Annotated in this window: 11 protein-coding genes and 2 tRNA genes; 4 read left to right on the top strand and 9 right to left on the bottom strand. The window is 70.9% G+C overall.

From position 1 onward, the window contains the following. Nucleotides 1–107: 107 nt before the first annotated feature. From HZU84_RS13460 to HZU84_RS13470, 3 genes are read left to right on the top strand one after another with little or no spacing between them, the layout of a single operon-like run. Nucleotides 108–1,343, top strand: a complete 1,236-nt coding sequence (locus tag HZU84_RS13460; protein ID WP_149504287.1) for a hypothetical protein — start codon at nucleotides 108–110, stop codon at nucleotides 1,341–1,343. A 6-nt stretch (nucleotides 1,344–1,349) separates the two neighbouring features. Then, nucleotides 1,350–2,747 (top strand): cytochrome P450, encoded by a 1,398-nt coding sequence (locus tag HZU84_RS13465; RefSeq protein ID WP_149504288.1) that lies wholly within the window; start codon nucleotides 1,350–1,352, stop codon nucleotides 2,745–2,747. Then, nucleotides 2,744–3,091, top strand: a complete 348-nt coding sequence (locus tag HZU84_RS13470; RefSeq protein WP_149504289.1) for a hypothetical protein — start codon at nucleotides 2,744–2,746, stop codon at nucleotides 3,089–3,091. Before HZU84_RS13465 ends, HZU84_RS13470 begins: the two co-directional genes overlap by 4 nt. A gap of 67 nt (nucleotides 3,092–3,158) precedes the next feature. On the opposite strand, the gene HZU84_RS13475 is transcribed toward HZU84_RS13470, so the two are convergent. The 6 genes from HZU84_RS13475 to hemC form a co-directional block, all read right to left on the bottom strand. Next, a tRNA-Arg gene (locus tag HZU84_RS13475) sits at nucleotides 3,159–3,235 on the bottom strand. 36 nt (nucleotides 3,236–3,271) lie between these two features. Continuing rightward, nucleotides 3,272–3,348, bottom strand: a tRNA-Arg gene (locus HZU84_RS13480). Between the two features lie 85 nt (nucleotides 3,349–3,433). Beyond that, nucleotides 3,434–4,681, bottom strand: coding sequence for a heme biosynthesis HemY N-terminal domain-containing protein (locus tag HZU84_RS13485; protein WP_149504290.1), 1,248 nt, complete (start codon nucleotides 4,679–4,681; stop codon nucleotides 3,434–3,436). A 12-nt stretch (nucleotides 4,682–4,693) separates the two neighbouring features. Next, nucleotides 4,694–5,770: a uroporphyrinogen-III C-methyltransferase gene (locus HZU84_RS13490; RefSeq protein ID WP_244954302.1), complete on the bottom strand. Its 1,077-nt coding sequence runs from the start codon at nucleotides 5,768–5,770 to the stop codon at nucleotides 4,694–4,696. Between the two features lie 235 nt (nucleotides 5,771–6,005). Beyond that, nucleotides 6,006–6,812, bottom strand: coding sequence for a uroporphyrinogen-III synthase (locus HZU84_RS13495; RefSeq protein WP_149504292.1), 807 nt, complete (start codon nucleotides 6,810–6,812; stop codon nucleotides 6,006–6,008). Beyond that, on the bottom strand, nucleotides 6,809–7,768 hold the full coding sequence (hemC, locus tag HZU84_RS13500; protein WP_244954303.1) for a hydroxymethylbilane synthase: 960 nt from the start codon (nucleotides 7,766–7,768) through the stop codon (nucleotides 6,809–6,811). The genes HZU84_RS13495 and hemC overlap by 4 nt, the downstream gene beginning before the upstream one ends. 154 nt (nucleotides 7,769–7,922) lie before the next feature. Here hemC and ppc point away from each other — a divergent pair, with 154 nt between their 5' ends. Continuing rightward, a complete protein-coding gene (gene ppc, locus HZU84_RS13505; RefSeq protein ID WP_149504294.1) occupies nucleotides 7,923–10,790 on the top strand; it encodes a phosphoenolpyruvate carboxylase in 2,868 nt (955 codons plus the stop codon). A gap of 67 nt (nucleotides 10,791–10,857) precedes the next feature. Here ppc and HZU84_RS13510 read toward each other — a convergent pair whose 3' ends face one another. The 3 genes from HZU84_RS13510 to HZU84_RS13520 all read right to left on the bottom strand — a co-directional run bounded on the left by HZU84_RS13510 (nucleotide 10,858) and on the right by HZU84_RS13520 (nucleotide 12,073). Beyond that, the gene (locus HZU84_RS13510) at nucleotides 10,858–11,310 is read right to left on the bottom strand and encodes a PIN domain-containing protein (RefSeq protein WP_149504295.1); all 453 of its coding nucleotides are present in this window, start codon (nucleotides 11,308–11,310) and stop codon (nucleotides 10,858–10,860) included. Beyond that, nucleotides 11,307–11,591: a type II toxin-antitoxin system Phd/YefM family antitoxin gene (locus HZU84_RS13515; protein ID WP_149504296.1), complete on the bottom strand. Its 285-nt coding sequence runs from the start codon at nucleotides 11,589–11,591 to the stop codon at nucleotides 11,307–11,309. Before HZU84_RS13515 ends, HZU84_RS13510 begins: the two co-directional genes overlap by 4 nt. Before the next feature lie 92 nt (nucleotides 11,592–11,683). Then, a complete protein-coding gene (locus HZU84_RS13520) occupies nucleotides 11,684–12,073 on the bottom strand; it encodes a type II TA system antitoxin MqsA family protein (RefSeq protein WP_149504297.1) in 390 nt (129 codons plus the stop codon). Nucleotides 12,074–12,158: the final 85 nt, after the last annotated feature.

Raw genomic sequence — 12,158 nt, forward strand, 5'->3', positions numbered from 1 at the left:
TTTGCCCGCCTTTGCCGCTCGAGTTCCGCCGATCACGGCCGGAGCCGGCGGCGCATCATGCACCGGTCCCGAGATGATCCAGCCGCGACCACCGTCCGGTGCATGCCATGACTCCCCCGCCCACCCGTCCCCTGTCCTCCAGTCTCGCGCCTGCCACGCCGGTGCGTCGGCGCCGCGTCCACTATTTCAGCGGCTTCGACCCACGCGGGGCCGGCCACTATCACCGCCTGTTCAGCCAGCAGGGCGAGCGCCCGCAGCCGGGCGGCGGCAGCATCACCACCGGCGCGCGCCAGCGCATCGGCGAGCTCTTCCACCGCTGGACGGTGGACTGGCGGCCGGCTCCGGCTGCCCCCGCCGCCTCGCCGGACGATGCGGCGGTGCGCACCGAGCATGTCTTCATGAGCTGGGACGACATCATCCGGCGCCACTGGAGCCGCCAGCCGCTGGCGCTGCTGCGCGAGTTCGTCGCGGTGCAGGTGGCGATGATGCGAGACGTCGGCCTGCGCCGGGTGCACGCGCTGCACCCGACCGCGCTGCTGACCGCGCTGCTGCCGCTGCTCTGGCTGGTGGCAACGCTGCTGGTGGGCGGCTTCGTCATCGCCGCGATGTCGGCGCTGCCGCTGACCGCGCTGGGCGACACCGGCCTGGTAGCGGTGGCCACCGGCGTGGGCCTGGCACTGAGCGGCATGCTGATCTCGCTGGGCGCGCAGGCCGGGCTGTTCTGGCTGATGCGCATCTACCACTTCATCCTGTGCATGGGCCGCGGCCAGGTCGCCGGCATGGACGAGCGGGTCCAGGAATGGGTCGAGCATGTGATCGAGCGCCAGAGCGCCGATCCGGTCGACGAGGTGGTGCTGGCCGGCCACAGCGTGGGCACGCTGGTGATGGTCGAGGCGGTCGACCAGCTGCTGCGCGATCCGCGCTGGCAGGCGCTGCAGGCGGGACGCCGCACCGCGATGCTGACGCTCGGCCAGTGCTATCCGTGCCTGGCGCTGCTGCCCGGCGCCGAGTCCTTCCGCCATGCGCTGCTGCGGCTGTCGCGCCATCCGGATCTGGTCTGGCTGGACGTGACCGCGCGCATCGACCCGATGTGCTTCTTCAGCACCGCGCCGCTGGCCGGCACCGAGCTGGCCGAGCAGGCCGGCCCGCTGCCACGCCGCCGCGCCGCGAGCTTCTTCCAGATGTACGACCCGCTGCACTGGGCCGCGATCCGCCGCGACAAGCTGCAGGCGCATTTCCTCTACCTGATGACGCCGGACCGGCCCGGCAACTTCGATTTGTTCGCGATGCTCTACGGCCCGCGCCGCTTCGAGCAGCAGCTGGTCGAGACACGGAGGCGCTGAACCGCGATGGCCCGCTTCTGCCCCGCCTATCCGACCCCGCGCCGGAACAAGGCCTCCGGCCTGCTGATGTTCCTGAGCGCGCGCCACTCCTGGCTGGACGCGCTGTACGAGCGCAGCTACCGGATGCAGATGGGCGAGGTCCGCCTGCCGGGCCTCGACCTCTACATGGTCAACGAACCCGGCCTGGTGCGGCGGGTGATGGTCGAGCAGGCCGAGGACTTCCCGAAGAGCGAGCTGCTCGGCCAGGCGCTCGAGCCGCTGCTGGGCGAGAGCATCTTCACCACCAGCGGCGAGCAATGGCGGCGCCAGCGCGCGATGATGGACCCGGCCTTCGCGCAGGCGCGGCTGCAGGTGGCCTTTCCGGTCATGGCCGCCGCGACCGAGGCGATGCTGGCGCGGCTGGCGCAGCTTGCCGAGGGCACCGAGCATGACATCGAGGTCGAGATGACCCATGTCACCGCCGACATCATCTTCCGCACCATCTTCTCGGTGCCGATGGAGGGCGCGGACGCTCGGCGGGTGTTCGACGCCTTCGCCCGCTACCAGGCGCTGGTGCCGCGGCTGATCCTGCCGTCGATCTTCGGGCTGCGCTGGCTGGTCTGGCCCTGGGACGCCTGGCGCGCACGCCGCGCCGCACGCGAGATCCGCGGCCTGCTCGAGACGCTGATCCGCCCGCGCTTCGAGGCCCGCCGCACCGGCGCCGAGCATCCGCAGGCCGACATCCTCGCCGCCTTTCTCGACGCGCGCGACGAGCAGGGGCGCGCCTTCGGCTTCGAGGAGCTGGTCGACCAGGTCGCGATGCTCTTCCTGGCCGGACACGAGACCTCGGCCAGCGCGCTGACCTGGGCCTGCCACCTGCTGGCACGCGCGCCCGACATCCAGCAGCGCGTCCATGACGAGGTCGCCACACAGCTTGGCGCACGCGCACCCGGCACGGCCGACATGAAGGGCCTGACGCTGACCCGCAACGTCTTCCGCGAGACGCTGCGGCTGTTCCCGCCGGTGGGCTTCATGGCCCGGCAGGCGCGCACCGGCTGCCCGATGCGCGGCAAGCAGGTCAAGGCGGGTGCCACGGTGGTGATCTCGCCCTGGCTGATCCAGCGCCAGCGTGAAGGCTGGCACGATCCGGACGCCTTCGATCCCGATCGCCATGCCCGCGACGAAGAAGGCAGCACGGGCCACGGCCGTGCCGGCTACCTGCCCTTCGGCATGGGGCCGCGCGTCTGCCTGGGCGCGGCCTTCGCGCTGCAGGAAGCGACGCTGATCCTGGCGCAGCTGGTGCGCCGCTGGCGGCTGGAGGCCGTCGAAGGCCATGAGCCCCGCCCGGTCGGTCGGCTGACGATCCGCTCGGCCAACGGCGTGCGCCTGCGCCTGCACCGGCGCGCGGAGGCTGCAGCCGGATGAAGGAGCGGGCGGCAGGCATCCTGCTGATGTGCGCGATCGTGCCTCTGGCGGTGATCGGCTACCTGATGCTGGTGTGGATCGGCCTGTTCGGCCCCAACCGGCGCGGCCGCGCCGGCGTGCGCGCGCTCGACCATTTCGTCAATGCGACCGTCTTCGGCGGCCACGCCTGGGAATCGATCTCGTCGCATGCCTGGCGGGTGCGCGAGCACAGGCGCTGGGCGCGCCTGGTGATCCGCCTCACCGATCTGTTCCAAAAGGATCACTGCCGACGCGCCAACAAGCGCGAGCAGCCGCTGGTGGACCTGGCGCTGCGTGCCGGCCTGGATCGGCAGACCATTCGCTGAGCGGTGGCAGCCCGGAAAAGGGCCGAAAAAAGAAAAGGGACTGCTTTTTGAGCAGTCCCTTGATGTTTGGTGCGGCTGGCAGGATTCGAACCCACGACCCCTTGGTTCGTAGCCAAGTACTCTATCCAACTGAGCTACAGCCGCATTGACCTTGCGATCATCTCGGCGAATTCATCTTTATGGCGCGGCTGGCAGGATTCGAACCCACGACCCCTTGGTTCGTAGCCAAGTACTCTATCCAACTGAGCTACAGCCGCCATGCGAATTTCGCTGAGAGATGAATTATGGCATGCGCCTGAAAATTTCCGCAAGCACTTCCGACAATTATTTTTTGAGCCCGGATCAGAGGCTGCGTGCGGCCTCGCGATAGCAGCGCTGTGCCAAGGCCTCGTCGCCTTCGCTCTCGGCGATCTCGGCCAGCGCGCGCCAGGCCTTCAGCCGCAGCGCCGGTGCCGCATCGGTCGCGCAAGCCGCCGACTCCAGCAGGCGGTGCGCCCGCCCCCAGAGCTGGCGCTCGGCCATCGCCCGGCCGACGACATAGGTCAGATGTGCGTCGCGCGGCGAAGCGTCGACCGCGGTCTCGAGCAAGGGCAGCCAGTCGGCCGGCAGCCCCGGCAGCACCTCGACGAAGGCATCGAGCACATCGCCGCGGTCGCGCTCGTCGAGTTCGGTCAGCCGCTCCCAGTGGGGCTTGAGCCAGCCCCGGGCGTCGGAGGGCGCCTCGACCGCAGCCGCACGGCGCGCGGCGCGGGCGGCCACATACGGATCACGCCGGTCGGCGCCATCGAGCTGCAGCCAGATGCGGCGCAGCTGGTCGGCATCGCGGGCGGTGTCGAGCGCCTCGACCGCCAGCGAGCGCAGCAGCCCCTGGGCGGCCGCCGGCGTGAAGCCCTGATGCTTGGCCAGCAGGCGTGCGGTCTTCAGCGCCTCGAGCGGCTGACGGGCAAGACGGGTGGCCTGCAGCTTCAGCCGCAGCGCATGGGTGCGGCGGGCCACGCCGGCCGGCAGCTGACCGAGCTGGTCGAGCGCCCGATCGGCATCGCGGTCGTCGACCGCCCACTCGGCGGCCAGCATGCGGGCGCCCTCGCCGATCGCGGAGCCCGAGGGCAGATCCGCCAGCAGCGCCTGCGCGCGCGAGAGCTGCTCGTCGCGCCGGCCCTGATCCTGCAGCCGGTGCAGCGCACTGGCCGACAGCAGATGCGCCAGCACCGGCAGATCCGGATCGAGCTTCAGGTCGGGCGCCTGGATGCGGATGTCCAGCGCCTGCTGCGCCGCCTTGTGCGCGCGGCCGTAGCGGCCGGCGAAGAGCTGCGCCACCGCCTCGCGCATCGCGCGCTGCACCGCCGCCTCGCGCTGCTGGGTGCGCCACTGGCGCGCCCGCTGCGGCAGATCGATCAGGCCGGCGACCGCCCCCGTCAGCACATGGCCGACAAAACCCGCCGCCAGCAGCAGCAGCACGAAGACATTGATCGACAGATCGACCCGCCACGGCGCCCAGTAGATCGACACCAGCCCGTCATTGGCGCCCAGCGTGCTCGCCGCCAGCACCGCGATGGCGAACATCATCAGCAGCCACACCACCTGACGCATCGTGCGACTCCTTCAGCGTCCGGCCAGCGCGGCCGTGGTGGCGGCCAGCGTGTCGTCCGGCCGCGGAATGCCGACCAGCCGGCTCTGCGAGGAGACCTGGCGCAGCATGTCGGCCGCGATCTGGGTGCGCCGCGCGCTCATGTCGAAATAGGTCGACAGCATGCGCTGACAGGCCTGCAGGTCGGCCACCGCCGCCTCGGGCTGGCGCGACAGCAGCGACAGCCGGGCATTGAGCAGACGCAGCTTCAGGTTCTCGCGCAGGAAGAAGCCCTGGTCAGGCGACAGCAGCATTGCCTCGGGATGATCGATGCGGGTCACCCGCAGCAGGCCGGTGATCTCGGACCAGACCAGCTCGACCGGCCGGCTCCAGTCCTGCAGCCACTGCGGCCAGGCCGCGCTGGCGGCTCCGCCCTGCGCGGCCGAGGCCCGGGCGGCGGCCTGCACTGCACGTGCCTGCTGGGCCGCCGCCCGGCCGGTGGTGGCAGCCTGCGAGACCAGCGGCAGCTCGTCGGCCAGCCGCACCGTCTCGTCGAGCTTGATCAGCAGCGAGCCGATGTCGGGCACCGCCACCGAGCGCACCCGGTCCATGTCGCGGGCGATCGCCCGGCGCAGCGGCTCCAGGCGCGGCTGGCTGATGCGCGCCAGCCGCTCGTCGGCGCTGCGCAGCGCCACCATCAGCGGCTCGGCCGAGCCGGTCAGCGTGGACTGCTGGATCGCCAGCCGGACGGCCGAGTCGATGTCGGACACCGCGTTCTCGTCACGCGAGCGCGACAGCGACTGCAGCAGGTCGTCGATCTGGCCGCGCTGCAGCGCGACCTCGGAGACACGCGCCTCCATCAGCGCGACCTTGGCGGCCGCGTCGCGCGCGATCTCGTCGGACTGGCGCGCCAGCACCCGGGCCTCGGCGGACTGCTCGCCGCTGTCCTGCTGGCGCTTGACCAGCTCCATCTCGAGCGAATGCACCCGCTGCTGCGTCTGCCAGCTGGTCCAGGCGCCGCCGCCGGCCAGCAGCGCCAGCACCAGGCCGGTCGGCAGGACCCAGCCGGGCAAGGCGGGCGCGGGCGCAGGCAGGTTCGCAGGCGTGGCCACGGGCGGGGGCGCAGACAGCGGCGGCGCGGACGCGGCCGGCGCCACGGACGCCGCTGCGGGCGCGGCAGCAGGAACGGCCGGTGCGGATGCCTCGACCGGCGCCTCGGCGGCGCCAGCCGGCGGAACCGGACTGCTGGAAGAGGAGGATTGATCGTTCACGGGCAATGCGGGTCCGGGAGGAGGAACCTCCCTCCGGAAAGATTGTATAGAGCGGACCGCACCCGCGTGCGGCACATCACGCCCGCGGCTCCTGCGAGCGCTTGAGCGCCTGACGCACCTCAAGCGGGTCCGGACGCACCGGCACGACCGAGACAAAGCCGGCCGATCGGGCGGTCTCGGCAATGCGCGCATGGGTGGCCAGCACCGGCACCTGGCGCAGCGCCGCCAGGGTTGCGGCGTCCACCGGCGCGCGCAGCAGGTGCGCGATGCACTGCGAGCTGCTGAACAACCAGACCTGCGCGGCCGGATCGCGCGCGACCACGGCCAGTGCGGCAGATTCCGCCGCGCTCCAGGCCGGCTCGGCGCGCGCGTAGGCGGCCAGGGCATCGACGTGGGCACCGGCCTGACGCAGCGTCGTGGCCAGCCAGTCGCGGCCATCCTCGCCGCGCACGATCAGCGCCTGCCGCTGCGTCCAGTCCAGTCCAGCCAGCGCATGGCGCCACAGCGATTCGGCATCGAAGCTCGCCGCATCTTCGGGGGGCGCGGCGATCGAGCGCGCATCGACACCCTGCGCGCGCAGCGCCGCGATCGTGCCGGGGCCGGTCGCGCCGGCCAGCGTCTGCGCCGGCCAGGCGGCGCCCTCGGGTCGCCCGGCGAAGAAGGCCAGCACCGCGTTCGGACTGACGAACATCACCAGCCGGTGCCGCGCCAGATCGCTCCAGGCCGCACGCACCGCGGCGTCGAAGCCCTCGCGGCGCACGATGCGCATCAGTGGCAGGGCCTGCGCGGGCGCGCCCAGCGCCTGCAGCCGCGCGACCCAGTCGTCGGCCTGTGGCTGCGGCCGGGTGACAAGCACCGTCGGCAGCGCGGCGGCTGGCGTCATGCGCCGGCCGACAGCGCGGCGGCCGCGTCCAGGCAGACCTGGCCGCCGGCGGCGCGCAGCTGGCGCGCCGCTTCCAGGCCCAGCGCCTCGGCGGCCGCGGTGTCGGTCACCTCGGCCGACACGTTCACGACATGCAGCGGATGCGCCGCATCGACCGGATGGCCCAGCCGCGCCTGCAGCGCGAGCGTGCCGCCCTGCCAGTGCGCCCAGGCGGCCAGCGGCATGCTGCAGCTGCCGCCCAGCGCCCGCGACACCGCGCGCTCGGCATGCACCGCCAGCCAGGTCGGCGCGTGGGTCAGCGACGCCAGCGCCTCGCGCAGCACGGTCGAATCGGTGCGCACCTCCAGGCCGAGCGCGCCCTGCCCGGCCGCCGGCAGCATCACGTCCGGATCGATCACCGCGCGGATGCGCGCGTCCAGGCCCAGCCGCTTCAGGCCCGCGGCGGCCAGCACGATGCCGTCGTACTGGCCCTCGTCGAGCTTGCGCAGCCGGGTGTCGAGGTTGCCCCGCAGCGGCTGCACATCCAGATCCGGCCGGATCGCCTTGAGCTGCACCACCCGGCGCAGGCTCGAGGTGCCGACCCGCGCGCCCTGCGGCAGCGCCTGCACCGACTCGAAACGGGGCGAGACCCAGGCATCGCGCGGGTCCTCGCGCTCCAGCACGGTGCACAGCGAGAAGCCCTCGGGCATCTCCATCGGCACGTCCTTGAGCGAATGCACCGCCAGGTGGGCGCGGCCCTCCTCCAGCGCGACTTCCAGCTCCTTGACGAACAGGCCCTTGCCGCCGACCTTCGACAGCGCGCGGTCCAGGATCTGGTCACCCTTCGTCGTCATGCCCAGCAGCTCGACGCTCCAGCCGAAGCGCTGGCGCAGCAGGGACTGGACATGCTCGGCCTGCCACAGGGCCAGGCGGCTTTCGCGGGTGGCGATGATGCACGGGGACGACAGTGTGTTCATGCCGCGATTGTCCTTCATCGGCTGACGAAGTCGTGACAGGCCTCACACGGCGCCAACGGACCGGTTCTGGTCCGAAAGCTGCTCTGGATCACCACTTCGGGTGCTAACATGCGCCGCGTAACCCGGTTACCACTCCATCGCCATCGAGGTTTCAATGCCCCGCGCTGCCCGTCCCAAGAAGAACGCCGCTTCCGCCCCCGCTCCTGAAACCCCGGTCGTCGAGACCGGGTCGGCCGCCGATGCGGCCGAGAAGAACCGACCGCTGGTCGAGGACATCCGCCTGCTCGGGCGCATCCTCGGCGACGTCATCCGCGAACAGGAAGGCAAGGCCGCCTACGAGCTGGTCGAGAAGATCCGCCAGCTCTCGGTCGCCTACCGCCTGAAGCAGGATGCCAGCGCCGGCAAGTCGCTCGACCGCCTGCTGAAGAACCTGTCGGTCGAGCAGACCGTCAGCGTGATCCGCGCCTTCAGCTACTTCTCGCACCTGGCCAACATCGCCGAGGACCGCCACCATGTGCGCCGCCGCGAGGTGCACGAGCGCCAGGGGCATCTGCAGGAGGGGTCGCTCGCGATGGCCTTCGAGCGCCTGGCCGAGGCCGACATCCGCGCCGACGACATCGCCGGCACACTCGCGCGTGCCTACATCTCGCCGGTGCTAACCGCGCACCCGACCGAGGTGCAGCGCAAGTCCATCCTCGACGCCGAGCGCGCCGTGGCCGAGCTGATCAACCAGCGCGACCACCTGCACACCGCGCGCGAGCGCGCCGAGAACGAGGAGCAGCTCGCCGCCCGCGTGACCCAGCTCTGGCAGACGCGCATGCTGCGCTACACCAAGCTGACCGTCTCGGACGAGATCGAGAACGCGCTGTCCTACTACCGCTCGACCTTCCTGCGCCAGATCCCGAAGATGTACCGCGAGGTCGAGCACGCGCTGCCGGGCCGCGACATCGCCAACTTCTTCCGCATGGGCAACTGGATCGGCGGCGACCGCGACGGCAACCCCTTCGTGACCGCCGAGACGCTGAAGCTGGCGCTGTCGCGCCAGAGCGAGACGGCGCTGCGCCACTACCTGACCGAGGTGCACCAGCTCGGCGCCGAGCTGTCGATGTCGCTGCTGCTGTGCCCGGTCACGCCCGAGATGACCGCGCTGGCCGAGCGCTCGCCCGACCAGAACGCGCATCGCCAGGACGAGCCCTACCGCCGCGCGCTGATCGGCATCTACGCGCGTCTGGCCGCGACGCTGCACGAGCTGACCGGCACCGAGGCGCTGCGCCACGCGGTGGCGCCGCAGAACCCCTACGCCTCGGCCAGCGAGTTCCTCGCCGACCTGCAGGTGATCGAGGCCTCGCTGAAGTTCCACCACGCGCAGGCGCTGATCGCGCCGCGCCTGGCGCCGCTGATGCGCGCGGTCGAGGTCTTCGGCTTCCATCTGGCCACGGTCGACCTGCGCCAGAGTTCGGACAAGCACGAGGAGGTGGTGGCCGAGCTGCTGCGCGTGGCGCGCATCGAGGCCGACTATTCAAGCCTGGACGAGGCCGGCCGGCGCACGCTGCTGCTGAAGGTCCTGGACGACGCGCGCCCGCTGCGCGTGATCGGCGCCGACTACTCCGACCACGCCCGCAGCGAGCTGTCCATCTTCGAGACCGCGCGCGAGATGCTGGGCCGCTTCGGTCGCCACGCGCTGCGCCACTACATCATCAGCCACACCGAGGATGTCAGCGACCTGCTCGAGGTGCTGGTGCTGCAGAAGGAAGTCGGCCTGATGCGCGGCACGCTCGACAGCGGCGCGGCGGTCAACGACCTGATCGTGGTGCCGCTGTTCGAGACCATCGGTGACCTGCGCAACGCCGCGCCGATCATGGCGCAGTTCTACGCGCTGCCCGGCATCGCCGGCATGGTCGCGCGCTCGGGCCGCGAGCAGGACATCATGCTGGGCTACTCGGACAGCAACAAGGACGGCGGCTTCTTCACCAGCAACTGGGAGCTGTACGCGGCCGAACTGGCGCTGGTGGAGCTGTTCGAGCAGCTCGGCCGCGACCACGGCATCACGCTGCGGCTGTTCCACGGCCGGGGCGGCACGGTCGGCCGCGGCGGCGGCCCGAGCTATCAGGCCATCCTGGCGCAGCCCCCGGGCACGGTGAACGGCCAGATCCGCCTGACCGAGCAGGGCGAAGTGATCGCCTCGAAATACGCGCACCCCGAGATCGGCCTGCGCAACCTGGAGACCCTAGTGGCCGCGACGCTGGAGGCCACGCTGCTGCACCCGACCAAGAGCGCGCCGAAGGCCTTCCTGGACGCCGCGGCCGAGATCTCGACCGCCAGCATGGCCGCCTACCGCGCGCTGGTCTACGAGACCCCGGGCTTCACCGACTACTTCTTCAGCGCCACGCCGATCCGCGAGATCGCCGAGCTCAACATCGGCTCGCGCCCGGCCTCCCGCAAGGCCACCCGCGCGATCGAGGATCTGCGCGCGATTCCGTGGGGCTTCAGCTGGGGCCAGTGCCGGGTGGCGCTGCCGGGCTGGTGCGGCTTCGGCTCGGCGGTCGCCGCCTATCTGGCCGGTGCCAAGGGCGACAAGGCCCAGGCCGAGCGCCTGGCGCTGCTGCAGCGCATGTACCGGGAATGGCCCTTCTTCCGCACCCTGCTGTCCAACCTGGACATGGTGCTGGCCAAGACCGACCTGCGCATCGCCGCGCGCTACCTCGATCTGGTCGAGGACAAGAAGCTCGGCAAGAAGATCTTCGCCGCGATCGAGGCCGAATGGCAGCGCACCCAGGACGCGCTGAACCAGATCACCGGCGACGCCCAGCGCCTGGCCGCCAACCCGACGCTGGCGCGCTCGATCGAGCACCGCTTCCCGTATCTCGACCCGCTCAACCACCTGCAGGTCGAGCTGATGCGCCGCTACCGCCAGCGTCCGGCCGACGCCAAGACCGCGGGCGATGCGACGCTGGAGCGCCTGCAGCGCGGGATTCACATCTCGATCAACGGGGTGGCGGCGGGGTTGCGCAACACGGGCTGACGCCGCCGCAGAATATGGCGGTGGCCTCTTGCGGATGTGGACGGTAAAGGTCGAGACGGTTCAGGTGTCAGTGATCAGCCGAACCGGGGCTCGGCTCGGTGAAGTACAGCTCGACCAGAGCCGTTGTCCAGGTCGCCACGCCGGTGCCAAAGAAGTCGCGGTCTTCCGTCCAGATCGGGCAATTCAGCAGAAGCGCACACGCCAGGATGGGCCAGTCATCGGGGTCACGCGGGCCGATGCGGGCCAGCGCAGCCGACTGCATGGCCTCGTACTCGGTGTGGTCCACGGACTGCACCACGCTGCGCAACGCGGCCAGCTTGTCCAGCGCGGGTTGCAGCGCCGCCGACTCACCGCGCTTGGACAGAACAGCCGCCAAGTGCTCGCGCACGTCGTCGAAGGCCATTTCTGGCGCCAGAAACGTCACCTGTGCCGCGAAGGTTTCCAGCAGACCCGCCACCCGGCGACCGAGGACGGCACGCATCAGCACATTCGCGTCCAGGACGATGGTTCGAGGCGTCATTTCATGGAGTTCGGTGTGCGTCGGCGTGCAGCCGCCGCCTTGCGCAACCCGTCGAAGTCCCGGACGGAGGCCTCGACCTCCTCCTCCGTCAGCGCCATGACGGCTTCGAGCTTGTCCGCCGCGTCGCGCAGCGCCTGAAGATCCGCCTGGGCGGGGCGGGCTGTGGGGATGAAAAACCCCACGGTCTGCCCATGCCGCGTGACGGCAACGGGCTGCTTGTTGTCGATGAACTCGGCCAGTCCGGCGCGGAACTCGCGGATGCCGACAGACTTGGTTTCCATGGGGACTCCCAGCAAGGGGCTTTGAGGCCGCCATTGTGCATCAGTGTGTACACAAATGTCCTGCGCGATGGGCACGACACCGTGAGTCGCCGTCACGCCGCCCGCACCTCGTCCAGCAACTCCGGGTGGCGGTCCAGCATCTTCAGCAGCTTCCCCAGGGCCAGCGGCGGGCGGGTCTTGCCGGTCTCGTAGCGCGAGAAGGCGTTGACGCCGCCGCCGAAGAGCTGGGCGGCCTCGCGCTGGCCGAGGTCGAGCTTCTTGCGCACGCTGGCGATGAAGCTCGGGTCCACGGTGGCGGCGTTGACCTGCTTGTGGAACGCCTGCATCTCGCGCATGACGCGCTCGGTTTCCGCCATGTCGGTGATGGACTCGTCGCACGCGGGGCAGAAATCGGCCGTCACCGCCGGGATCGTGGTGGTTTCGCCCTTGTAGGTGTAGGGGGCTCTGTTGCACAAATCCACGAGCAGACGCCCTGACCCCAACCCCGGACGGACTCATGCCACGGCACCCACCGGCACGGTCTGCGGCCGGCCGATCTGACTGAAGCGGTTGAGCACGGCCACGCGC

It is taken from the genome of Sphaerotilus sulfidivorans, assembly GCF_013426975.1.
Lineage (GTDB): Bacteria > Pseudomonadota > Gammaproteobacteria > Burkholderiales > Burkholderiaceae_C > Sphaerotilus > Sphaerotilus sulfidivorans.

What these genes read in the sequence shown, in the direction of transcription:
- HZU84_RS13460 (WP_149504287.1), top strand. Translation starts at nt 108, where the DNA reads ATGACTCCCCCGCCCACCCGTCCCCTGTCCTCCAGTCTCGCGCCTGCC.
- HZU84_RS13465 (WP_149504288.1), top strand. Translation starts at nt 1,350, where the DNA reads ATGGCCCGCTTCTGCCCCGCCTATCCGACCCCGCGCCGGAACAAGGCC.
- HZU84_RS13470 (WP_149504289.1), top strand. Translation starts at nt 2,744, where the DNA reads ATGAAGGAGCGGGCGGCAGGCATCCTGCTGATGTGCGCGATCGTGCCT.
- HZU84_RS13485 (WP_149504290.1), bottom strand. Translation starts at nt 4,681, where the DNA reads ATGCGTCAGGTGGTGTGGCTGCTGATGATGTTCGCCATCGCGGTGCTG.
- HZU84_RS13495 (WP_149504292.1), bottom strand. Translation starts at nt 6,812, where the DNA reads ATGACGCCAGCCGCCGCGCTGCCGACGGTGCTTGTCACCCGGCCGCAG.
- hemC (WP_244954303.1), bottom strand. Translation starts at nt 7,768, where the DNA reads ATGAACACACTGTCGTCCCCGTGCATCATCGCCACCCGCGAAAGCCGC.
- ppc (WP_149504294.1), top strand. Translation starts at nt 7,923, where the DNA reads ATGCCCCGCGCTGCCCGTCCCAAGAAGAACGCCGCTTCCGCCCCCGCT.
- HZU84_RS13510 (WP_149504295.1), bottom strand. Translation starts at nt 11,310, where the DNA reads ATGACGCCTCGAACCATCGTCCTGGACGCGAATGTGCTGATGCGTGCC.
- HZU84_RS13515 (WP_149504296.1), bottom strand. Translation starts at nt 11,591, where the DNA reads ATGGAAACCAAGTCTGTCGGCATCCGCGAGTTCCGCGCCGGACTGGCC.